Below are 23682 nucleotides of genomic sequence, written 5' to 3'. Positions count from 1 at the left end.
GGGCATTGGCCCGCGCAGGGCATTGGTTATTTGTTATTTGTTATTAAAAAAACTACTAACTACTAACTACTAACTATGCCCGATGCCCGATGCCCGATGCCCCATGCCTCATGCCCGATTACCCTTCATTCTTGGGCGGTGCTGAAGGCTGGATTTCGTTTGCTTTAAAAACTACTTCTTTGGCGACTCCAGGATCTCCGAGTGGTTCGGCTTGTCCGTTATTAACAGCAACCATTACCCCGCCGGCGTTACCTGCTACCACTACCAATTGCTTTTGAGCCCCCCAGGTGCGAACAGTCCCGGTCGGCAAAGTTCCCTCAAACTCTGTTTTACCATCGACTTTAACCTGCATCCACGATTCTGCTTTAAAAGTGACGCTAACCATTACTGGTTTATTGCCAGATTTATCTAAACTTTGACCTGTTCTTACTGCTTCGACAGCCTCGTAACTATCGGGTTTCTGATTTTGTGAGGCTCTTGATGCCTCAGCAGCGGCGCGAGCTTGTTCTTGCTGCCCAAGCGCTATTTCTTCGGCTCCCGCACCGTTTTTTGCGGTAAGAGAACCGCTCATCAACTGAGATAAGACATTGACCGAACAGATAATTAGAAATGTGTAAAAGAGGTAGAGGTGCATCGGCCGCAACTGAGGCCCATCTTGCCAGGATAGCTTGGTTCTCGATCGGGGCGGCGGTTCGATCGGGAAAAAGTCGGCAAACTGAGTTCCGTCCAAACCCATTGCTTCAGCGTAGCGCTTGATCAAACCCTGAGTGTAGACGGGTTCGGGAAGTTGGTCGAGTTGACCGTCCTCGATTGCTTGTAGCAGATTCCGCCGAATCATTGTTACCACGGCTACTTTGTCCAAACAAATCGACTGCTGTTCGCGGTACTGACGGAGTTGAGATCCTATTTCCGCTAGCTTCTTCTGAGCTGGTTCTGGCTCTTGGGATTGCAGTTTCTGCTTAGTGGTTTTGAAGAATAAAAACAATAAATTCTTTGTCATATGCTGTGCTCCGGGGAATTTACTGGCACGCTTATTGATGTTAGGTTGACTAGATTCCATAAATAAATAATTTCCGCATCTTCTAGGGGTCGGCAGCAGCCTGGTGGCAATATTGGCGAACCAGGCCGCTGCAATTGAATCGGGCCAATGGCTGTGCGGTGCAGGCGCACCACGGGATATCCCAATAGCTCGGCTGTTCGCCGAATCTGTCGGTTTCTGCCTTCTGATAGAATGACTTCTAACAGAGTTTGGTCTCGCGCGCGATCGAGAACTTTAACTTTCGCGGGCAAAGTTTTTCTGCCGGACAAGATGATGCCCTGACGCCACGTTTGTAGTATGGGTTCCGGGGGATCGCCACTCACCCAAACCTGATAAGTTTTGGCGATCGAGTGACGCGGATGGGTCAAACAAAATGTCAGCTTACCATCATTGGTGAGCAAGAGGGCGCCGGTGGAATCTGCATCTAAGCGTCCTACGGGGTGGATGCCTTGACCACAGCGCAGTTGGGGTGGCAGCAAGTCGAGAACTTTCGATCGGGATCTTGGATCGCTGCAAGTAGAAACTACGCCTGCCGGTTTGTTGAGCAACAGATAGACCTTTGCTGGTCGATCCGTTGGTTTCACCGGGACTCCATCGACTTGGATGAGATCGCGATCGGGATTCGCTTTTTCTCCTAAGCGAACAATATTGCCATTAACTCGGACTCGTCCAGCTACAATCATCTGTTCTGCAAGACGGCGAGAGGCAATGCCCCACTGGGCGAGGATTTTTTGCAGCCTTTCATCAGACATGACGGGAGTGTGGAAATCCCCAACGAGCGAACGGTGGGGAGGAAACACGACACGGTTAATTGATTAACCGTACTAGCAATGCTCAATTCCTGGTTGGGAATAAATTATAATTCCGACCAATTATTACAGGACGTCCGGCAAGAGTGCAGATTGTCCTTGTGGCAAGAGTGCAGATTGTCCTGATGGCATTACCCTGAATGCTGTGCAAAAACTACGAAAAGACTCGCGGCAGGCACAGGTTTGCACCGTTGGTTTGCGGCTGGTTTGAAAGGTGTGGGTCTGACCCGACCATAAACCAACACTACCATAAATCCCGTACTGCTGGTTAAATTTATACGCTTGATCGCGAATTTTTCATCGGGATCGCACAACTCGTGAACTATCCAAAGATCCCAAGGGGAGAAAGGTGAGAATTTTTCTGCTTCTGGCGTTGCTGATGCCAGATTTCTGCTTGATTTTGGAGTTAATCGGACTTGCGTTCATCAACCCGGTTTCTAAGGAAAATCAGAGGTTGACGGCGATATATCTGTGCAGAAACCGCATTTTTGAGACCGGATGTGCCAGATCTAGTTAAATTTCTGTGCTTGAATATTAAGGTTTATATTCTGAAATTGTTTATGACTGTCGATCGAAACTCTCTTCAATTTGACAATAGAGATGGCGCTGCTGGCTCTGGTGGGACTGTGAATCTCGGCGACGAGCCGGGGATACCTTCGCCGAGTCAAGGCAGCCGGATTGCGAGCGCGGTGCTGTCTCCGGCGGTGCAGTTGTGGCTGCGATCGCAAGTTCAGCACGTGGACGAGTTGAAGGTGAAAATTGAGGGGAGCGATCGACAAATCTTCAGCGGTGCGATCCCCAAAGTCACCGCTGCCGCGATCGGTGCTGTGTATAAAGGACTACACCTAACTGAAGTTGCCATAGAGGGCTGCGGCATTCGCATCAACCTCGGTCAAGCTCTCAAAGGCCAACCCCTGCGCCTCCTGGAATCAGTTCCCGTGGCAGGCGTTTTGAGGGTCAGCCAAGCGGATTTGAATGCGTCGCTGAAAGCGCCTTTGCTGGCTGATGCTTTGAGCGAATTTTTGCGGACGATGCTGCCACTGGCAGATAGGGAAAAGTCGCTGAAGTTGCAAAATTCGCAGATTGTAATTGAGGCGGGTTTGTTGACGCTTTCGGCTGCAATTTTGCGCGCTGGGGGTACGCAAATTCCTTTTGTATTGCGGACTGGTTTGCGGATGGCTAGCGGTCGCGAATTGATGTTTGAATCACCCGAAATCGAAATGGATGGAGAATTAAAGAGCAGTGATTTCAATGGTTTTAAAATTGATTTTGGGCCGGAAGTTGAGATAGAAGAATTGATTTTGAGTCCGGGGGAGATTGTTTGTCGGGGAGGAATTAGAGTTTTGCCTTAGTTAGTTGACTGTTGACAGTTGACAGTTGACAGTTGACAGTTGACAGTTGACAGTTGACTGTTGACTGTTGGCTTTAACCTGGTTCTTCGGTAGAGCCTGGGAATACATACTCAATGCCCAATGCCCAATGCCCAATTCCCAATTCCCAATGCCCAATTCCCAATGCCCAATGCCCAATGCCCAATTCCCAATTCCCAATGCCCAATTCCCAATGCCCAATTCCCAATTCCCAATGCCCAATTCCCAATGCCCAATGCCCAATTCCCAATGCCCAATTCCCAATGCCCAATTCCCAATTACCGATTAATTAAAAAAGAGTCGATCGCGGGCAACAGTAAAGTGACAAAATAGTAGACTAACGGCGCGGTAAAAACATAACTGTCGGTGCGATCGAGAATGCCGCCGTGACCGGGGATCAACTGTCCCGAATCCTTAACGCCGGCGTCTCGCTTCATCATCGACTCAGTTAAATCTCCCAACAGGCTAGCAACCCCAATCAACAGACCAAAAGCAGCCCCAGTATACTGCCACCCCGGCCAGTGTAAATACCAAGAACCAGCGACTGCCACGGTGATGCTGCCACAAACTCCAAATACGGCACCTTCAACGGTTTTTTTGGGGCTGATGTGGGATAGGCTAGTGCGGCCGAAGAATTTGCCGACAAAATAAGCCCCAATGTCAGCGGCCCAGATACAGAAGAAAGCCAGCAGCAGCGAAGTCAATCCTAAAGATACATGGCTGGAAGTTGTCCAAGACGGCGGCGAGGAAATGTTAACGGGCAAATTGCTTGCTACTGCTTGCGAAAGTTGGGTTGTAGCAAGATTGCCTGGGTCGAGGCCGACTCGCAGCCGTACCCAATAGCTGGGCAAATAACCGCCGTAGAACAATCCTAAAACTGAGGAGGCAATATCGGCGATCGTCGATAATTTAGGTTGGAATAACAGGTAGAAACAAATTAAGGTTCCCGCTAAGGGGAACATGGCATCTACGAGCTCCGGTGCTAGGGCGGCAGTAATTAATAGCCCTTGACTGACGGCTAAGGTAGTTTTGGCAGCGGGTGCAATACCTTTAGCCCTGGCTAATTGAAAATATTCCAATTGCCCTAGGTAGACGATGACCCCAAAGCCGACGGTGAAGTACCATCCGCCCATAATAATCATTCCCAAAGCAAGGGCGATCGCAACTATTCCACTCAGGATACGAGACCAAGGCATAAAATGAATTTCTCTTGCAGACGGCGGCGGATCATTCGATTTTGGATTTTAGATTTTAGATTTTAGATTCTAGATTTACTCCACAGATGAATCTGGGAGATTGAACTAGGGTCTAAAATTTTGGGTAGCCCACGACGATTGTCGGCGGCTTGTATCCGTTTTTGGGCGTGTCATTCGACGCAAGGATGCAAGGATGCAAGGATGCAAGGATGCAAGGATTGTTAGGGTACCGTTTCCTCCCTTACACAGCCAAGCCCAATACCCAACTGGCGATGATCCAAAATCTCAACTCAGGGGGTCAATCCAGCTATGGTGGCCCCTATTCTTAAGTATGAAGGTTAAGTGAACTTAAAAAAGATTAAGAATTACATTTAGGAATTGGCATAGGGCATAGGGCATGGGGCATGGGGTATGTATTCCCAGGCTGTGCCGAGGAACCAGGTTAAAGTTAACTGTCAACTGTCAACTGTCAACTGTCAACTGTCAACTGCCAACTGCCAACTGTCAACTAACTTCTAATCCAGCTTTTCGCCGCTGAGAATAAATATGGGATTGACGGCGGCAAAGGTTTGACTCAGGCCGCGAGTCTCCAAGCGGTTGACGGCGGACTGGACTACTTCAATGTTGCGGACTTGTAACTCGGCGAAACCTTCGGAAAGGGCGTAAAGATTCTCTAAATTCGATGCTGTGGCAACAACTCTACCGTGGGGTTGCAAGTAACGCCAGACTTCTTGGAGAATGGCTTTAATGGGGCGACCTCCTTCGATGCAGACTCGGTGGGGGGGTTGGGGCAGGCTTTCCAGGCATTCCGGGGCACTGCCTTCTATGACTTCTACGTTGTTGAGCTCGAATCGATCGCAATTTCTGCGAATCAAGCTTGCTACTTCTTCGTCCCTTTCAACGGCGATAATCCGACCTTTAGGACACAGCAAACCTGTTTCTACGGCGATCGTACCAGTACCTGCACCGATGTCCCACACCACTGAATCTGCTTGCAGCCGCAGGTGGGAGATTAATAGCAGTCGGACTTCTCGCTTACTCATGGGAATTCCCGGTAAACGTTCAAATAAGTCATCCGGGATGCCTGGAGTGACGTAGGGCCAAAGCATAGTTATATTTTTGATTTTTGATTTTTGATTGAAGCAAGACCGAAGTTGGAACTCGCGGAAGAAGTAGAAATTCTCCCAATTTCCCCGAAGCCTTAATATTTACTGTCGCACAACCTTGAGAGTTTGGAGGCAGGGATCGCTGCAACCTGTGATTTTTCCGCCGGCGGCAAGGATTTGTTGCAGGTAGTCAACGGCTGCTGGGGTAATGATTTCACCGGGCATCAGGACTGGTATTCCTGGGGGATAGGGACAGATGAGTTCGGCGCACAGGCGATCGACTGCTTTGTCTGCGGGTACTGTTTCCGCTGGAAAAAAGAAAGCCTCACGGGGGGAAAGGAGAGGGGGAGAGGGGGAGAGTGGCAGAGTGGGAGAGTGGGCCAATCTTCCATCGGACATCGGACTTCTTCTCTCGGACTTCTTCTTTCGGACTTCTTCCTTCTTCCTTCTATCCTTTACATCCGTTACAGAATCCGTTGCCGAACTTCCTTCTTCATTCTTCCTTCTTCCTTCTAAAAGAGTACAAGCTTTAACTAGATTGTCAATATCTGATTGTGTATTTCCCAAGGTGATAATAAATGTTAAATGTTTGGGCATTGGTAATTCTGCGGTGACGCCGAGTTGAGAGTGCAAAATTTCATCGGCGGCAAATCCTGTGATTCCTAAATCTGATACTTTTACTGTTAGCCTAGTGCGGTCTAATGCTGCAAAACCGGGTGTATTTAAGGGTTCTAAAACTGATAAGCCGGGAATTTGACTGATGCGCGATCGCGCTTTTTCTGCTAGCTGTAAAGTTGGCGCCATTAACTCTTTGCCGTGGAGTGCGATTTGTTGGCGGGCTGCGTCTAGGGATGCTAATAGTATGTAACTCGGACTGGTAGATTGTACTAGCTGCAATGCTTTATTTATTTTTTGGATATCTATCCGATCGCCCTTGACGTGCAGCATCGATGCTTGTGTCATTGCACCGAGGGTTTTGTGGATTGATTGTACTGTTAAATCGGCACCGGCTGATAGTGCCGTTTCTGGCAAGTTTGGATGAAAGTTAAAGTGCGCGCCGTGGGCTTCGTCTACTAATAACGGTATGTTGTATTGATGGGTAATTTGGGCGATCGCCCGCAAATCCCCGCAGACGCCGTGATAGGTTGGGTAAACTATCATTACTGCTTTGGCGTCGGGATGTTGTTCTAATGCGGCGGCTGTGGCTTCTGGGGTGATGCTGTTGGCAATATCCCAATCCGGGTTGTACTCTGGATTGACGAAAATTGGAATTGCGCCGGATAAAATTAAACCAGAAATTGCCGATGAGTGGATATTTCGAGGTAGGATAATTTTATCTCCTGGGCCGCAAGTTGCTAAAATGGCGGCGATTATTCCGCAAGTCGAACCGTTGGCCAAAAACCGAGTTGATTGGGCTCCAAATGCTTCGGCGGCTAAGTCTTGAGCTTCGGCAATTGCACCTTCTGGGTTAAAGAGATTGTCTAACTCCGGCAATTCCGGTAAATCCGATCTAAATACTGCCGCACCGAATAAGTCAATTAGGGGTTGAGAGATTCCTTGTCCGCGTTTATGTCCGGGGGCGTAGAATGGGGCGTGCGGATGATTTGTGCGATCGCGCAAGGCATCTAATAGAGGCGTTTGTTGTTGAGAGTTTGCTGGTGACACGCTTAATCTTGATTTGATTATTTGGAATTATAGCAACCGCCGAGGTTTCACTGGACGTTATTAATTGCTGAAACCATTGCGGGCAATTCCGCGATCGCATCGACGGCTGCCTTTTTCCTTGCAATCGCCCACAAGCAACACCGTCTCAATTTCAAACTTCTCTAAAATGACTTAATATGGACTGCTTAAGTATGATACTCAAACAGTTGAAAATTCTGGCTACTGCTTTACTTATGGTTTGTCTAGGGGCTGTGGTTTCAGTTAAAGCACAAAATCGTACCACAGTCTGCGGCTATTTTTCAGCCAAGACCGGCTTTCGAGTCAATACAACCTGTTCGATAATATCGGCTGCTTTTTTTACTCCGCCCGATCGCCCGATCGCGTCTTGGAGGGCGATCGACCTTTTTTGATACCACCGCTTACTTCTTATAGAGGCGATCGCACTCTAACAACTCATATCTACCGCTGAGAATTACCGATACCATCACAGAGGTTGCGATCGCTATTCTTTTCGTCAAGGGTAGCTAGATATTTACGCGCTCGTTCACAACCCCGTTGGAGTAATTCATCTAATCCTCCTAGCTGCCACAACTGAACTTTACCATCCTCACCAACAACAGCCAATTTACTGTCATCAGCACTAAAACTGACACTTTTTATCCTATCTATATATCCTTCAAATTTCATCAACTGTTCGCCCTGTAAGTCCCAGATGGCTACATCGCTTCCTAAAGCGGTAGCAAATAAGCTACCATCGGCATTGAAATTGATACTGGTACGTAGAAAGGTATCTTCTATATTTTTTGTATTTAAAGTAGTTGATTTTCCCGAACTATCCCACAAAACAATATCACCACCGCCATGTGTATAAATTGCTTTTAATGTACCATTAGATTGAAAATGAATGCTACCGACACTCGGCTCGTTAAATGGCACTGTAAACTCGTCTAATTTCTGACCATTCAAACTCCACAGGTGAACTATTGTGTCTTTATTGTATTCATCAATTTTGATAGTAGCAATACTCTGACCATTCTGTGCCCAACCGATAATCTTTACTGGATTACTTGGATAAGCTTTAAATTCCTTCAAAATGTTGCCGTGCAAGTCCCAAAACTGAACAAAGCCGTTTTCTCCTCCAGTAACTAGCTGCTTGCCGTTAGGGCTAAAGCTCAAGCTTGCAATCTTGCCTGAAACTTTAGGAAATTCCTGTAACTGGTTGCCCACTAAATTCCACAAGCGAACAGTTCCTTGGGTATCTGTGGCTATGGTAGCAATTGTTTGACCATTTGGGTTAAAACTGATACTTTCAATTCCCTCTAAAGAGAATTTAGGTTCAGTTTTGGGATAGGGCAGATCGACATCCCATAAGCGCAGGATGCCATCATCGCCTTGAGTAATGAATTGCTTGCCGTCCGGGCTAAACATCATATTCTCAAGTGCGCCTTGAGGCAAATTGAATTTACCTAAAATATTAGCACCAACACTATCTGAAACTGACAAATGTTTATACAAATAAACAGAACGATCTTGGTTGATAGCTACTAATAGCTTTCCATCGGCGCTAAATCTCGATGTATGGACTTGATTTAGATCTTGAGCCTCTACGTTTACCCATTGGTTCTTATTCAAATCCCAGACCCACATTTCGCTGCTAGAAAAATCGCCGGCTGAACTTACAAAAGTTACTTTTGTGCCATTAGCACTAAAATTAGCATTATAGATTTCATCCGGTATTTTAGCCATTGGTGAAATACGGCTCACTTGTCCAGATGGCCAGTTAAGCACTGCGACATACGGACTCTTATTTGTGTCATTCAACGTAGCTATTAATAGATTGTCATTCGACTTAAAACTCATACCAAGAAGGTGAGAGTTTGGTAACAGATATGGCTTCTTGCTTTCTAAGTTCCACCACAAATAGCCGAACCTCTCTGAAGCATCCTCATTCTTGGCAACTTCAATAGCCAATCGCTTACCATCATGGCTAAAACTAATTTTTGCGGATCGACGCTGATCCTCAAGTGATGCCGAGCCTTGCAGTCCGTGTAATTCGTACTCAAACTGCTTGCTTCCCAAGTTCCACAACCGGACAGTTCTATCTTTACCTGTTTGATTTTGGCTTAAGATAGCCAGTATCTTACCGTTAGGGCTAAACTTTGCCACTACAATTAAGTCTTGTCTTGGTAAGGGATTACACGCTTTAGTCTGTGAATCCCATACGCAAATATCATTTTTATCTTTTTGAATAGCTACGAATATTTGACCATCCTGGCTAAAAAATATATCTAGTACCTCACCTTGAGGTAGTTGCCAGCGATAGAGCTCTCTAACTTGAGAAACTGCTTTTCTTAAGGTAGTTATAACTTGAATTTGCTGCTGCCGATCTGCGTGGGGCGGGAGAATAGATGTATGCAGGAGCCAATGTTTCAAAGGCTTTCCTGCCCGTAAACTACTTATTAAAGCCTCTAGTATCGGTTGATTTGTGCCTAACTCATTCTCGGTGGAATTTTGATTAGCGCTCATGTGTTCTATTAGTGCTTGTTTCTGGCCAATTAAAGCCCAAACAGTTAACCCACTTGATAAAATGATTACCCCAGTTGCAATTCCCCAACGCAGATTAACATTTCTGCGTCTTTGCCAAATACTTTGCTGTACAAATTCAGCTTCTACTTGGTTAAACCAGTAGTCGCTAGATTTAAGTGTTTTTCTTAAAACATCAAGATAGGGATTCCCATTCCAAAGAAACTGTACCTTCTTCTCTCGCTGACGTTCTTGAGAATTTTGCGGTTTGATTTTTGTCGGCCAGTTTTCAGGAAAGCCGAATATCTTGTTTAAAAATTCAAACACAGGTTCTGCTTTTGTTAAAAAAATTGATATTTTTTCATTGCTTTTCCATTTCGTACTTGCCTGTTGCAATTGGACTTGTCTCTTTTGTATAACTTGTTGTACCTCCCGATCTTTGATTTGTTTCAACCATTCTTCGGTCGAATCAATTTTTTTGTCTAAACTTGTCAAAAAAGGTTCAGCTTTTCCTAACACGCTTGATGCCTGCTCCTTTTTTTTCCACTCAAAAGCAACGGTTGTCAAACGGCGTTGCAAGAGCAAATTTTCCTGTTCCTTTTCTAGCCACTTTTGTAATTTATCCCACCCTTTGACCAAAAAATCATGGGCAGGCTCTATATAAGGTTCTCCCGTCTCTTGCCCGCTGACAACGAGACGAGTGTTATGAAGACATTCCAGGACTACTTCGACTCGCTGATTTTCTTCCTTGTCTGGCTGATTTGGCTCTTGTTTGTTGGCGTAAACCAATTCCGACAATGACACCCGTCGCCTTACTGGTTCTCCGCCTTCAAGTGTAACCATTCGCAGCATTACCCGACGCATCGTAGCTCTGTGAGCATCGTCCGGCAATTCGTTATATTCCTGATTGGCTCTGCGCGTTAGAGAGCCTGCAACCCCTCCTTCCTTCTCAAAGTCCGCATCAATTCTCAGGGCCCGATCGCTACTTCCATCTTTCACCCACTTTTCATAAAGCTTGATGTAAAATTCACTGAGCGTGAAAGATAGCAACGGCAATGCACCAGGCATTTGTCCGACTTCCTCAATCAGCCGATCAACCAGATTAGCCGGTTCAAAGTACAAAGCCATCTCTGCTGCGGGGCGTTCGATCGCCTGTCGCAACTCATCCGCTCGCATCGCTCGTACCGGAAAGCGAGCTTTTGCCCACTGCGACTTCAAAACATCAGAATTGAGAAATCTTGGCTCAAAATCCGATCGCAAAGTGACGACAATCCGCAACTGTTTTAAATTAGCTGCTATTACCTCTTCCAGAAACTTCAAAAACTGCTGCCACTCTGGTTGTTTATTATTCTTTTTGTCTTGCTCCTCGTCCCGACTCAGAGTAATTAGCTCTTCAAACTGATCGATAACCAATAACAGCTTGATGTCAGGATGATTTCTGCTCCATTCCTCTACAATCTTGACAAATTCTTCGGAATTTAAACTTTGGCTGAATCTCTTAAGACCGTCCAAGCATACCTGTCTTAATTGTTCCTTCTGCTCCTCTTGTTGACACAGAGCGTCAAGTTCCTCGAAGCTATCGGCAAATAATTTTCTGGGGTTGTTATTCCATTCACGGACAAATCCTTCTAACTTTTCTCTGTCTCGATCCAATCGCTTAAATTCCTCATTTTGTTGCCCGGATTCGTCAAATTCATTTATTTCTCTATCTAACTTTTCAATTTCTTGCTGTAGGACTTCCCGTAAAAACTCAACAGTTTTAAGTTCGTTGTCGATCGGAAAATCACTGATGGGGAAAATAGTCCTTGCTAAAGCAGTAAACGGAGACTCTCCTGGACGCATTGGCGTGAGGATATGCCAATGATGGATATAGGTGAAAGCCCAAAAATCAAGAGGAAATTTAGGAAGCGAACGAATTATCGCTATAATAACGTTTGTTAAATTGCAAGCACTATCGAGAATATTTTGAGAGACTTCTTGTTCTGAAAGGTGTTTCAAGCAAGGAATTAAGCCAGCTTTGACGAGGCTTGATTTGCCCGCTCCAGATACCCCTAAAACTACAGTCAGCGGTTGCTGTGGCTGAGAAATTCGAGCTTCTAGTTTTTTAATTAATTCTTGCCTCCCAAAGAAAAACTGAGCGTGCTTTTCTTCAAAAGACTCTAACCCCCGATAGGGATTGTTATCTTTATTTAGTTCCGGTGCAGATTTTAAATTCGGGGGGCGATCCGGATGTAAAAAGATGTACTCGCCTCGGTTGTGCTTCGGTAGAGGCCACAATTGGGTAGTTTGGTGATCGCCCGCAATTTCTGCTACCTGATATTGCAGGTATTGAGAAAGTTCTGTAGCTGTAACTACTCCGTCTCCTGCGGGTTTATTTTTTTCAGCAGGAGGCATAATATCCGCCTCACCCTGTAAAGCTTTAAACAAGGCTTCAGCAAAAGGCGAATGATTTTTTCCTGCTAATAGTTCTCTATTGTTAGGATTAATACTGTTAGGATTAATGTCGTAAGCTTCTTGATTGTGTGCTGCTGAAGTAATCGCTTGCCAAGCAGGAGAATTAATAAAACGATCGTAATGTTCTTGGTGAATTTTGCGTGGAATGACTGTTACTTTTCGGGTACTTGACCAGCGGAATGTTCCGGCAAAACAGCAGTCCAGAATCACGAGTAAATGGCGACATTTGAGTGCGGCTAAGCGATCGTGTAGCGTTTGCATCGGCAGCAAATTCGCATTATTTTTGACATCGGCATCCTGTGGGACAAGGAAACCAGCAGGGCCGCGATCGCTCTCCTTCGCAATCCCATGTCCGGCAAAATAGAAAAGCAAGCGATCGTCTTTATTAATTTTTTCCGGCAGTTGCTTTGTCAGCAGATTTAATAAGCTCTCAAGATTGGGTTTGCAATCGGTATCATCAGTAATTAAAATTACCTCATACTTGTGCGACTCAGCTAATATATCTGCCAGTTTTTCGGCGTCATTTTTAGCTGTTTTTAGTTTGGGAACTTGATTCTGGTAATCATTGATTCCAATAACAACTGCCCAGTTACGCTGGAAGTTTGCCATTTTACCCACCCCTTGTTTAATTGACTAAAATTCTACTTGCCTTCAAAATTAATGCGATCGCTGCCAATGGATTGATTAATTTGCTATCACCTTAACCGCTACCTGTTTTGTCGTCCAACCTCGATTAGGAGCAACAACGACTTCAGCTTTTTTTCTATTAAAAAGTTGCTCGTCAGCACCCACAGCAGCTAAAATTTCTTCTAACTCATTTCTAGGTGCTTTAAGTCCTCTGGCACCGCTGGGCGGAATCTGTTGGTCAAGTGCTGGTAATTCCAGCCACCGGAAGTTTGCTTCACCTACAGTTGCAAAAACTTTAAAGATATTGGTTTCTTCCGTATATCCCTCTGGAAGAGTGAGTGTAAAAGGAGTTGGAGTCGGCTCTTCATGCCCCGCATCGAACAGGGCAAAATCTTCGTTAGAGTCCCAAATATTTTGTTGGCTAATCGACCAATCTGAATTCAAGACCAAGACAATAATGTTGAGAGCTTGAGGAGAATCATTTTTGATTCGCAAAAAGACGGTTTCTCCAGATTTTACAGTTGGATTAAGCGGCTCGTCAAAGGGTTGGAGAGAGGGTCGCCGTCCCCGTTTATAATTGGCTTGCTTGCCAACTAACTCAACTACCAACTTAGAAGCTAAAGGGGTACCAAAATTGTCAAGTTCCTCAGTAGATTTATACTTGGTAATATGTACTAAACGCTTCACCACCTGAGCGGCTGCATCCGGTTCGCAAACTTTCAGCGGTGGTCGTAAATTGGGAATGGGTGTTCTTGACGGATCGCCAATCTCGTATTCGCCGTTTTTGTTAATCGCAATTTGGTAGTCAGCAACTTCATTATCCGAAACTAATCTCACCCAGCCATTTCCCGCCAAGGCACTCTCAATTCCTTGCAAAGCTACTTTTTGATCTATTTCTTTGGGAGGCAAATTTTCAGTGTTTGTATTCTCTTCTGTACAGTAAATCAAGCGAACTTTGCGAACTAAATCGACAGGTGCTGACAGCATAACGGCTTGAGCGCCTTGCTCGATTTCTCCTTGGCGCAAAGTCTGAGTAATTTCAGCCCAAGCGTCTGTTGCACCCACATCAACAATTTCAGCGATCGCTAATTGTTTATCCTCCTGAGTAAAGTCTTTTGCTCCTAACTGGTAGATTGCAAACTTTCCGCCTTCCTCTAAACCTTGCGCCTGACCAGCATTCAACCGGATTCGCACTGGATTTTTAGTTGTATCAACCTGCATCACAGTCACAGCATACTGGTATGAACCGAAATCCCTGCCAAAAACTTTCCGCTTCCCCTCTCCGAAAAGCATCGGTGTTTGTTGCGAAAACTGGCTGTGGATTTTCGCGTTGAGGCGATCGTAGAGTGCCTTATAAGTTAAGTTAGGACTAGGATTTTGCAGCGAATCCAGTAGCCAGTAAGTCAGGGCTCCGTTTTTCTCTTTGCCATTAAAAGCGTACTCGAAAGCAAACTCATTAGGGCGACAAGCGGCTAACACAGTACAGCCTTTTATTTCAGGAAGCATACTCTCAATAGTTGCAGCGCGTTTTCCCTCTGTTAAAGCTTCCCAAATTTCTGCCAATTCCAAACTTGATGTCACTAAACTTTCTATTGGTCGCGGTGTTGTGTCAACCGTGTTCATATCTGCACCGCGAAAATCAGAATCACCCGATCGCGTCGAGCCTCCTGAATGGCAGCTATCCAGCACAAGCGTAACAACTAACTGCTTATCTGCCATTTTTTGCAAGAATGCTGCTATCTCCAAATCGCGCAAATAGCGGGCGTTGGAGTTGCCAATATCAACCGGAACGAGTCCCTCATCAATCCCTTTTTCTCCCTTAATTTCTGGAAAAATTGTGGCTGCACGACCTCCGTGACCGGAATAGTGAATGTAAACTTGGTCTTGCGGTTGGGCTTTTTCGATCAGTTCGTTAAACTTCCCTACAATATTTTCATAAGTTGGCCACAGGTCTTTTGATTCTGATGGCTCATTCAAACCCTCAGCATTAGAAGCCGTTAGCTTCATAATCTGCGATTCAGGCAGTTTCAGGATATTTTTTAAGAACGCTGCTACATGATTAATGTCACGCACGCATCCATTAAGGTTTTTGTAGGAAGCTCCTTCAGGTAATTTGTTAGGCAGGTAGCAGTCTATGCCGATTAGTAAGGCGTGAAAATTAGATCCGATTAAAGTAGATGCGTCAGTCATATTTTTCTCCTATTCTTTCGGGGAGTTTAAGCTCTGAAGATTACTTAAGAACATTAGGCGACACCGTAGAAGCTCAAAAAACTGTCCAATCTTCCCCTAAAAACAAAGCTCTTTCAGCCTTCCGCCTCCGTGTCAATCCTTCTAATTCTTGACTCCCTGCTTTATTCCATCGCGGGAATTGATCGCCCGCTCCCTGAAAGTCTCCTTGGTTTAAAAGCTTTAAAAGAGTTGAATCAAAAAGATTTTCAGGTCCCAGATTAAACGTAAAAGACACTAAAGCTGAAAATTGATTTTCATTGATAGAAACTTGCACAGCCTCAGACACATACCCTTCAAATTCCGCTAAATCTTTTCTCAGCAATTCTTCCGCCTGTGCTTCCGTAATTGTCATACCCTCATATACGCCTTGGGTATGTCCGTATCCAATTGTCCAAACGTCAACAGCATCAAGATAGGCTTCTAACTCCATTCCCTCAAAGGATTTAATCAAATTCACCCCGTCTTGATTGATCGTCATCCCTCCCCGCACTCCTATTTCCATAACTTGAGGAGGAACTTTATCGGGAGGAGCAATGGTAAATGTTTTAGCTAATGTGAATAGCAAAGCTTTTGAGAGCAATTTCACTTGTCCTTCGGTGGCGATCGCCTTTGTTGCCACCTCGCCTTCCATTTCATAAATACTCCCATCAGAGAAGATTTCGAGCACCCGTTCCATCGTAATTTCTCCTTACTTTTTGGATTTTCTGTTTCAATTCAACCGTGAAGCATAAGCTATATAATTAATTCACTGGCTGTTGTGCAACACTGTTTGCTGCTGGCGATTCTTTGCCGTTAAATGTATCTGTCTCTTCAGGCAGATTTTCTTTCCAAATTTCGCAGACCGTTTCCGATGTGGTTTCGGCAACTGTAGAAGTTGCCGAAACCAGTGTTTTGATAATCAATACCGCAACAATCATGGCGATCGAAAAAGGTAAATTGAGTTGACTTACTAAAGCCGGAGCTAAAAATGCCGCTGCTTTCTCAGAGTTTTCTTTGTAGCTTGCCTGAATTTTGCCTATCAGTTCTGGGTCTAACAGTTCGCCGCACATCAACTCATAGGATTTGATATTGAATTTATTGAAGAATTGGCCGCCAAATTTCAAAGCAAGACTATCTGAACTAAAACCTCTGGGAGTTGCGTTTAAATCCTCTTCCAGACTCTCAATAGAAGCAGATCGTGCGGTTGTATCTTGCCCTATTTCTTGAACCCTAATCCCAAGCTGTGCCTTGAGAGTATCTTCATCAAGGTCTAACAATTTTTGCGCTACTTCATCAATTTGGGTCATAACTTTAGGGAAGTTGTTGTGACAGACTACAAGGTGAAAGAAAGGGCGGGTTGAGAAGAGCGATCGTTGTGATGCTATCAATCTAGGAGACCCGACCCTACAAATATCAATGCTTACTTAGGGAACGGGAAAATGACACCAACTCTCGCCACCCACATCCCAAACAGCTCGAAGGTCGGAATAAGTGTAGCGAACATCTCCACCGCTCGCGTTATTGTCATATCCACCCTGATAACCTAGCCATTTGCCATAGGGATCGTTGCAGATCCAAACCCCCTCTGCATCGTCATAACCTTTGATTACAATGATATGACCATTTGTAAAATAACCGTGAATGACAACAGGATTACCTTTGGCTAAATGCTGTTTTATTTCCTGTTCAGAAGTGACATTTTTGAAGTAAGTATTCTGAAGTTTTCCATTGCCATATTTTTGACCCCACTCCCGAAGAAGCCGCTGAAGATAACTGGGGATGTGTCGCGTACAAGTGCCGTCTGCGAGAGGATAACCCTCCTTTTCATCCCACTCTTCTGTTTTTCGGAACAGCACATCTTCAAGCTGTACGTCGTTTTTAATATCTTCTTGCGTTCGAGAATCCACCTCATAATACTTGAGAACCATTGCTATGCAAGTGACATTACAAGCCCCAGAAGGACGTTTTAAATTATTGAGCTGAGAGTGGTAAGGAACTTTTAAATCAACTTTCGGCGGCAGTACCGGCGGGTAATGTTGAGCAACTGACTCACCTCGCGGAACAGCCGTTAAGGAGATTTCAACATCATCGCCAAAACAGTAATATTGTTTTGGGGCTGTTTCTGGTGAACGAATATCAAATTCATCCAGGAAAACCCGAATATACTTACCTTGCAAATTAGGGGTGTACGCACTGATAAAAATTTCCTCTCCGGCTTTGTAGTTGAGGATTTGATCGGGAGATAATAGTGATGTGTCGAGTGGGCGAGCTTTCAGCACCGAATTGTCTTTAAAACGCAATGTATATTCTAGGGTGTTCATTCTTTACCTCGTGGACTGGTAAGATGCTAGCTTCAATCGTAAGAGAATCATCCCTAAAAACTTCCTAGCTTTTAGTTGAGTCTTAAATTAGCCAAAAGGCCAGCTCCCAACTGGTCAAAAGTACGGGAAATAACCTGTACTTTTGGCTAGGTGTCGTCCACAACTACAGGCTGGCAAGGCTTTTCGGAGGGCGATGGATTCCGCGATTTTAGACTTGATATTTTAGATTAAAGAATTGCTCCCACGGGCTGTAGCGATCGCAGGTGATGAGTACGCTACGCTTTTTTCAAGGGTCTACGGCCTGTACCGGGGGGCTGTGACCAAATTGCTTTCCGCCAGCATAAAAAATCAAATACAGATAAACCCGGTTGTTTTCATCTACTCCAAAAAGCTGATTTAAAATGGTACAAAATATCAATTTTAATAAATTTTCACTATTTAGATAGATGTCGTATTTTTAGTTTTTTATATACGCTGATTGTATCGAGTTATTAATAGAATTGCCGTGATTTTTCCCAACCCTAGTCCATTTCCAGGCCCGCAGATTCCCAGCACCGAACCGGGGCTGCCGACTATACCCGCATCGCCACCAGTGCCTGGCCCCGTACCCGAACCGATTCCCGGCTTCGTACCGGAACCCGTACCTGCGCCAATTCCGCAGCCAATTCCCGAACCGGTGCCGGAAACTGTACCCTCTCCGATTCCTCAAACAGTGCCGGAACCTATTCCTCAGACAATCCCTGAACCTGTTTAAATTATGTTTTAGTCGATCGCGAAATTTAAGATTGTTTGTGAGGTCGATCGCAAAAACCGGCTTTCTCCAAAGTCCCCAATCTTTTTGATGAATATCAGACTTGAAAAAACTCGGTTTTTGCGTAGATTATCGATTACTTGAAGTTGAGCGCAGTCTCTTTACAAAGGTCAACAGCACCCAAAGCAGTCCATTTGCCGTCCTCGTATTCGGCCATGACATCAAAAACACAGCCCGCATCCGAACCCTCGTAGTCAGCTCGATCCCACTCAAAATCTGCCTTTTCCCGATCGGCAATCGGGGCCGGCAACTCGTTTTTTCCCCAAGCCTCCTTATCGGGAGGAGACATATAGACGGCTGTCATCGTCTTGCCGCTGTTGTTAATCACCGAAATTGTGACCGTCTGAGCGAAAACGCTAGCTGCTGTGAGCGCTAACAGAGGCAGCGACAGCCCCGCAGCCATCGTTACTTTGCTTAACCACTGGTTAACCATTGAGCCATCTACCTCAAGTTGTATATTTATTCAAGCTTAGCTCTAGAAGTTAGAAGGCACAAGTCAGATATATTGCTATTCCTTATGATATTTTGATACAGTGATATGTTTCTAAATAGCTATGCTTACCGCCGGAATTGTCGGACTGCCTAATGTTGGCAAATCTACCTTGTTTAATGCTCTGGTTGCTAATGCCAAGGCGACTGCTGCTAATTTTCCTTTTTGTACGATCGAGCCAAATACGGGTATCGTGGCAGTGCCAGACGAACGGTTGAAGGTGCTGAGCAATATTTGCAATTCCGCGCAAACTGTGCCGACGCGGATGGAATTTGTGGATATTGCGGGTTTAGTAAAGGGGGCGAGTCAGGGAGAAGGACTGGGAAATCAGTTTTTGTCTCACATTCGGGCTGTGGATGCGATCGTCCACGTTGTCCGCTGTTTTGAGAATGATGATATCATTCACGTTGCGGGTTCTGTCGATCCGATCCGAGATATTGAGATTATCAATCTCGAATTAATTCTAGCAGATTTAGCTCAAATTGAACGCAGGCTCGATCGCACTCGCAAGCTTGCCCGCAACAATAAGGAAGCTCAGGCAGAAGTGGACGTGCTCGAAAAATTGGTCGCTGTTTTGAATGCGGGGAAACCGGCGCGGCAGTACAATTTCACAGATGAAGAAGCTGAATTAGTTAAAGGTTTGGAATTACTGACCAACAAACCAATTATCTATGCGGCTAACGTATCTGATGACGATTTAGCAACAGGAAATAGCTTTGTCGAACAAGTGCGGGAAGTAGCAGAAGCCGAAAATGCTAAGGTTGTCATAGTTTCGGCACAAGTTGAGTCAGAATTGGTGGAGTTATCCGAGGAAGAACGAACGGATTTCCTAGAATCTCTGGGGGTCAAAGAAGGTGGCTTAAAATCTCTGATTCGAGCTACTTACGAATTATTGGGTTTGCGGACTTATTTTACTAGTGGCCCGAAGGAAACTCGCGCTTGGACGATTATCGCGGGAATGTTAGCACCGCAAGCTGCAGGAGTGATTCACTCTGATTTTGAACGGGGTTTCATCCGGGCCGAAACTGTAGCATATGAAGATTTGGTTGCTACGGGCGCGATGAATGCGGCTAAGGAAAAAGGCTTAGTTCGCAGTGAAGGAAAAGAGTATGTTGTACAAGAGGGGGATGTGCTGTTGTTCCGATTTAATGTTTAGCTTTTTTAAGGAGATTGGCACATGGATATCATTTCGCTGATAATTGCTTGGCTGGTTACTTCGGTGAGCTTTTTTATCATTTCCAAGTTGCCCATCGGGGTGGATATTGACACTTTTGGAAAAGCGATGATTTCGGCGGCGGTTTTTGGATTGCTGAATGCTTTGGTACGGCCGCTTTTTGTGGTTTTGGGTTTTCCATTGCTGTTGGTAACTTTTGGTTTGTGGATAATTGTTATCAACGCGATTATCTTTGGATTGGCGGCTTGGCTAGTGGATGGATTTCGCTTGCGGTGGGGAATTTGGAGTGCTTTGCTGGGTGCTATAGCCCTCGGTTTTATCAACTCTTTGCTCTATGAGCTGTTGCGGACTCTGCCTAGTGTAAGGTAGATCCGGGTAATGCGGGGGGCGGAAGGAAGGGGCGGGTTTATTCATCCTGTTAGTTATCGCCAATATTGCAGGTGAAACCAGCCCCGACGGCCAATATTTTAGGTTTAATTTCTCGATATCAGGTATTTGTTTTTTGGTATGGGTTGAGTTATTAGCCTTCACAGTAGTCGATAAATTTGTCGGGAACTAGGCGCAATTCGCCCGATCGAAAGCGATCGATCGGTATCCAAAATGCAGTATGTTCCCCATCTCCGTCTGCAAAATCCAGACTCTCCAATTCATAAAATTTGGAATCAACAAAATCGCACTGGTATAGTTGTATTAATTCGTGTCCGGCTTTGCCATTATAAACAAAGAAGTTTTCTAAACAAGCCAAATATTTGATATTTGTTAACTCGGCTTGAATTTCTTCTTGAAACTCTCTTTGCAAAGCGTCGATGCTGTGCTCTCCGAATTCTACGCCACCGCCCAGAGCTCGGTAAAATGTGTCTTGTTTGACCGGATCTTCGCATTCTGACACGAAGATGCGATCGCCCGATCGAATTAATCCTAAAACAATTACGCGAATTTTACCTTGCATAATATAGCCATCAGTCATCAGTCATTAGTCATTACGCATCAAAACCAAAGAAACCGGGTTTTTTGCCCTTCAAGCGTTGTAACAAAGTATTCAAGGAAAAAAACCCGGTTTCTGATTACCCGTGCGTCCAGGACTATATTATCCGTGTATCCGTGTCATCCGTGTCGTGCCAACGTTTAATTATCGGCGGCAAAACCCTCTCTGCTCCTCCTATTTTCAATTGGCCAGTCTATATTTTCACCCCCGATAATTAGTTTTTCAATCGTTACGAATTCTTTGCTGAGTTGCTGGAAAACATTAATCAAAACATCGAGTCCAATTGCATCGCTAGTACCCAAATCAAACCAGCAACGAGCCCAAGAACCTTGATACTCCATTTCTCCCATATTGTGCATCAAAGCCATCATGCTTTGGTCGGCTAGATTAACATCGTAATTCATATCACTGATGTCTAAGCCTTCATCTTGAACTTGCAAATTTTCCGCATTAAATCCTCCAAGTTTTCCCAAGAAAAACCAAGAGTCAAACACTTCTTCAACATACTGTTTTTCACCGTTTGAAGGTACGTTGCTGAACTTCAGCCAAATCCAGAGGTCAAAGGGGTTAAACTCGCGAAACTCTACTTGCATCAATTTTCTCAAAGAAAGGGAATAAAATTGCAGGAATTGGATTGCAGGAGAGAGGAAAAGTGGGACAGAGGGAGACAGGAAAAATTTTCCTCCTGACTCCTGACTTCTGACTTTGCCTCTGACTCTTTTTATAGTGGTGGTAAGGCCGCCGGCCCCCAGACTCCATCTGCATCTCTAATTTTATCGCGCATGGGGTCGCAGGCGCGAGATTTGCTGTCGATACGGTTACGGGTTCTGCACTGCTGAAAGAAGATTTCGGCTACTAAACTACGCGGCAGTTGGTCAGGTTTTGCTAAGGCTGCGTCCAAGTTTTTTCGGGCTTCCTCAAGTAAGGTTTTGTTGCTGTCTTTTCCCTGGGATTGGGAAAACAAGATTTGTCCTTTTAGATAGAGAACTTCGGGATTATTTGGCGTTTCTGCTAGGGATTTGTTGGCAAACTCTAAAGCGCGATCGTACTTTTTTAAGTCTCGATAGCCTACTGCCATGCCGCGATAAGCTAAGTAGCGGGGAGAGGCTTTTTGTTCGAGTCTTTGAATGGCTTCGTTGGGGTTGGAAAAGGGCAGGTTTGTGGCTAGCATTAAGTCCATGTAGCCTTTGATCAGGTTAAGTTCTGGGTCGTTGGGCGCTATTTTGTCGGCGGCATCTAGGTATTGAAATACTACTCGCAATTTACTCAAAGCTTGGGGCGCGCCTTTGGCTGTTCCTTCTTTTGCTATAATGTTCGCCCCTTCTAGAAAGTGGCCTGCTGCTGTGTAAATGTTGCCGCGCAATGGATTAGTTTTCGCCAATTTTTCTCCGACTTCGCGGGTTTTTTGCGCGTAGGAATTCATCGAGTTGAAGTCTTTTTCGATGTAGGAGAGGGAGGCTGCCATTGCATAGGCTAGCGGCTCGTTTGGTTCGGCTGATAGTGCTTGTTGAATTTGAGTTTTTGCTTGTTTGTAGTTTCCTTGCTGAAACATTGTTTTGAAAGCGGTTTCGGTGTTGGGCCCGATCGCCTGCGGGTTGCTGCTGCGAAAGGGATCGCCCGCTACTGCTGAGTTAATGCAGATGCTGAGGGCGATCGCTCCTGCACTCGCGATCGCCCGCACTGTCTGTTTAGAACTTAACATTTGCTTGCCCACCGATGCTAAAGGGTTTTTCGTCATCGTCAATTCTCTCAATGTAATATACTGTAAACTAGAAACAAGAGAGTTAAATTTTCAGACTTTCGGGCCGCGACCAAAAAAAGAGTGAAATTTGCTTGATTTTTTGTGGTTCTTGAGGTATATTTTAATAATGGAAGTGTGACTTGTAATATATTGATGGACAGATTTCCATTATTAAAATATACCATGAAAAAACAGAAAAATCAAACGCCACTCCTGAAAAAAAAGGAAATTTTTGTTAAGATTTATGTAAAATAATTGTGTGCGATCGACCCCAGCCAAAAACAGCCTTAACTATCAATAGCACAACCCGAAGTTCCCCGCTCCAACAATAACTATTTTTCTGATAGTTGAATGTAGATTGTTGACTGTTAACAACTGCCAACTGCCAACTGCCAACTGCCAACTGCCAACTAACAACTGCCGTTAATGCTTTATCTAAAAAACTTAGTATATCATCCTACCGCCTGTCCGAATCCTATTCTGAAAAATATTAACTTAGAACTGCCATCGCAGCAAATGGGGCTGATTGTGGGTCGCAGCGGCTCAGGCAAAAGTACGCTATTAGAAATATTAGCAGGTTTAGCCGAAAAAACTAGCGGCGACATCCGTTGGCGGGAACAGGAATTAACACCGGAACACTTGCAACAGTTAGGAGGGTTAGTCTTCCAGTTTCCAGAAAGGCATTTTTGCGGAGGCACAATTTTAGAAGAATTGCGGTTGGGGCATCCTGAATTGGGACAAGAACAAATTAACTCAGCAATGGCAGAAGTGGGACTCGGACATTTGCCGCTGCGCGCTTCCCCCCACGCTTTGAGCGGCGGACAACAGCGGAGGGTAGCCCTGGCGGTGCAGCTAATTCGGCAGCCGCATTTGCTACTTTTGGACGAACCGACGGCGGGTTTAGATTGGTCGATGCGGCGGCAGTTGGTAAGCTTGTTGAGTAAGTTGAAAAGTCACTGGACTTTGTTGATTGTTACTCACGATGCTAGCGATTTGTTGAGTGTAGCCGATAAATTTTGGACTCTAAACCACGGGGATTTGCAAGAGGTCGATCGGGCTAAATTAGAAGCTAAGGAAACAAGTTTTGTTAGTCATTAGTCATTAGTCATTAGTCATTAGTCATTAGTCATTAGTCATTAGTCATTAGTCATTAGTCATTAGTC

At 45.1% G+C, this 23682-nt stretch carries 21 protein-coding genes; 6 read left to right on the top strand and 15 right to left on the bottom strand.

Translation table 11 applies throughout. The features are described from left to right. Positions 1-118: 118 nt before the first annotated feature. Both QUB10_RS24720 and QUB10_RS24715 read right to left on the bottom strand, forming a co-directional pair. The gene (locus QUB10_RS24720; RefSeq protein WP_333205870.1) at positions 119-1000 is read right to left on the bottom strand and encodes a RodZ domain-containing protein; all 882 of its coding nucleotides are present in this window, start codon (positions 998-1000) and stop codon (positions 119-121) included. After that, a complete protein-coding gene (locus tag QUB10_RS24715; RefSeq protein ID WP_333205886.1) occupies positions 997-1791 on the bottom strand; it encodes a pseudouridine synthase in 795 nt (264 codons plus the stop codon). The genes QUB10_RS24720 and QUB10_RS24715 overlap by 4 nt, the downstream gene beginning before the upstream one ends. A 617-nt stretch (positions 1792-2408) precedes the next feature. Between QUB10_RS24715 and QUB10_RS24710 the strand changes: the two genes are divergently transcribed. Next, positions 2409-3200 carry a DUF2993 domain-containing protein gene (locus QUB10_RS24710; RefSeq protein ID WP_333205869.1) on the top strand — a complete coding sequence of 264 codons (792 nt, stop codon included), beginning with the start codon at positions 2409-2411 and terminating at the stop codon, positions 3198-3200. On the opposite strand, the gene QUB10_RS24705 is transcribed toward QUB10_RS24710, so the two are convergent. The 4 genes from QUB10_RS24705 to QUB10_RS24690 form a co-directional block, all read right to left on the bottom strand. Further along, complete coding sequence (locus QUB10_RS24705; RefSeq protein ID WP_333205868.1) at positions 3201-3482, bottom strand: hypothetical protein; 282 nt, start codon at positions 3480-3482, stop codon at positions 3201-3203. 14 nt (positions 3483-3496) lie between these two features. Further along, positions 3497-4414, bottom strand: a complete 918-nt coding sequence (locus QUB10_RS24700; RefSeq protein ID WP_333205867.1) for a phosphatidate cytidylyltransferase — start codon at positions 4412-4414, stop codon at positions 3497-3499. A 515-nt stretch (positions 4415-4929) separates the two neighbouring features. After that, complete coding sequence (gene cbiT / locus QUB10_RS24695) at positions 4930-5523, bottom strand: precorrin-6Y C5,15-methyltransferase subunit CbiT (protein ID WP_333205866.1); 594 nt, start codon at positions 5521-5523, stop codon at positions 4930-4932. A gap of 99 nt (positions 5524-5622) precedes the next feature. Beyond that, complete coding sequence (locus QUB10_RS24690) at positions 5623-7185, bottom strand: aminotransferase class I/II-fold pyridoxal phosphate-dependent enzyme (protein ID WP_333205865.1); 1563 nt, start codon at positions 7183-7185, stop codon at positions 5623-5625. 191 nt (positions 7186-7376) lie between these two features. Between QUB10_RS24690 and QUB10_RS24685 the strand changes: the two genes are divergently transcribed. Then, positions 7377-7595, top strand: a complete 219-nt coding sequence (locus QUB10_RS24685; protein WP_333205864.1) for a hypothetical protein — start codon at positions 7377-7379, stop codon at positions 7593-7595. Between the two features lie 49 nt (positions 7596-7644). On the opposite strand, the gene QUB10_RS24680 is transcribed toward QUB10_RS24685, so the two are convergent. The 5 genes from QUB10_RS24680 to QUB10_RS24660 all read right to left on the bottom strand — a co-directional run bounded on the left by QUB10_RS24680 (position 7645) and on the right by QUB10_RS24660 (position 17318). After that, entirely contained in the window at positions 7645-12771 is a 5127-nt protein-coding gene (locus QUB10_RS24680; protein WP_333205863.1) for an nSTAND1 domain-containing NTPase, read from the bottom strand. A 75-nt stretch (positions 12772-12846) separates the two neighbouring features. Then, positions 12847-14979 carry a caspase family protein gene (locus QUB10_RS24675; protein ID WP_333205862.1) on the bottom strand — a complete coding sequence of 711 codons (2133 nt, stop codon included), beginning with the start codon at positions 14977-14979 and terminating at the stop codon, positions 12847-12849. Positions 14980-15052: 73 nt separating this feature from the next. Next, positions 15053-15694, bottom strand: coding sequence for a lysozyme (locus QUB10_RS24670; protein ID WP_333205861.1), 642 nt, complete (start codon positions 15692-15694; stop codon positions 15053-15055). 64 nt (positions 15695-15758) lie between these two features. After that, positions 15759-16304: a hypothetical protein gene (locus QUB10_RS24665; RefSeq protein ID WP_333205860.1), complete on the bottom strand. Its 546-nt coding sequence runs from the start codon at positions 16302-16304 to the stop codon at positions 15759-15761. A 117-nt stretch (positions 16305-16421) separates the two neighbouring features. After that, the gene (locus QUB10_RS24660) at positions 16422-17318 is read right to left on the bottom strand and encodes a C39 family peptidase (RefSeq protein WP_333205859.1); all 897 of its coding nucleotides are present in this window, start codon (positions 17316-17318) and stop codon (positions 16422-16424) included. Between the two features lie 505 nt (positions 17319-17823). Between QUB10_RS24660 and QUB10_RS24655 the strand changes: the two genes are divergently transcribed. Further along, the gene (locus tag QUB10_RS24655) at positions 17824-18072 is read left to right on the top strand and encodes a gamma-aminobutyric acid A receptor, epsilon-like protein (protein ID WP_333205858.1); all 249 of its coding nucleotides are present in this window, start codon (positions 17824-17826) and stop codon (positions 18070-18072) included. 133 nt (positions 18073-18205) lie between these two features. On the opposite strand, the gene QUB10_RS24650 is transcribed toward QUB10_RS24655, so the two are convergent. Further along, on the bottom strand, positions 18206-18562 hold the full coding sequence (locus tag QUB10_RS24650; RefSeq protein WP_333205857.1) for a hypothetical protein: 357 nt from the start codon (positions 18560-18562) through the stop codon (positions 18206-18208). Between the two features lie 121 nt (positions 18563-18683). Here QUB10_RS24650 and ychF point away from each other — a divergent pair, with 121 nt between their 5' ends. Continuing rightward, a complete protein-coding gene (ychF, locus tag QUB10_RS24645; protein ID WP_333205856.1) occupies positions 18684-19775 on the top strand; it encodes a redox-regulated ATPase YchF in 1092 nt (363 codons plus the stop codon). Positions 19776-19796: 21 nt separating this feature from the next. Then, on the top strand, positions 19797-20162 hold the full coding sequence (locus QUB10_RS24640) for a phage holin family protein (protein ID WP_333205855.1): 366 nt from the start codon (positions 19797-19799) through the stop codon (positions 20160-20162). Between the two features lie 151 nt (positions 20163-20313). Here QUB10_RS24640 and QUB10_RS24635 read toward each other — a convergent pair whose 3' ends face one another. The 3 genes from QUB10_RS24635 to QUB10_RS24625 all read right to left on the bottom strand — a co-directional run bounded on the left by QUB10_RS24635 (position 20314) and on the right by QUB10_RS24625 (position 22516). Continuing rightward, positions 20314-20760, bottom strand: a complete 447-nt coding sequence (locus tag QUB10_RS24635) for an NUDIX hydrolase (protein WP_333205854.1) — start codon at positions 20758-20760, stop codon at positions 20314-20316. A gap of 158 nt (positions 20761-20918) precedes the next feature. Further along, entirely contained in the window at positions 20919-21371 is a 453-nt protein-coding gene (locus tag QUB10_RS24630; protein ID WP_190659407.1) for a DUF3531 family protein, read from the bottom strand. A 128-nt stretch (positions 21372-21499) separates the two neighbouring features. Next, on the bottom strand, positions 21500-22516 hold the full coding sequence (locus tag QUB10_RS24625; protein WP_333205853.1) for a Sll0314/Alr1548 family TPR repeat-containing protein: 1017 nt from the start codon (positions 22514-22516) through the stop codon (positions 21500-21502). 429 nt (positions 22517-22945) lie between these two features. Here QUB10_RS24625 and QUB10_RS24620 point away from each other — a divergent pair, with 429 nt between their 5' ends. Further along, positions 22946-23617: an energy-coupling factor ABC transporter ATP-binding protein gene (locus QUB10_RS24620; RefSeq protein WP_333053058.1), complete on the top strand. Its 672-nt coding sequence runs from the start codon at positions 22946-22948 to the stop codon at positions 23615-23617. Positions 23618-23682: the final 65 nt, after the last annotated feature.

The sequence above is a fragment of the Microcoleus sp. B5-D4 genome, assembly GCF_036705145.1.
Classification (GTDB): Bacteria; Cyanobacteriota; Cyanobacteriia; order Cyanobacteriales; family Microcoleaceae; genus Microcoleus.
This window is presented reverse-complemented; position numbering and strand designations above follow the sequence as displayed.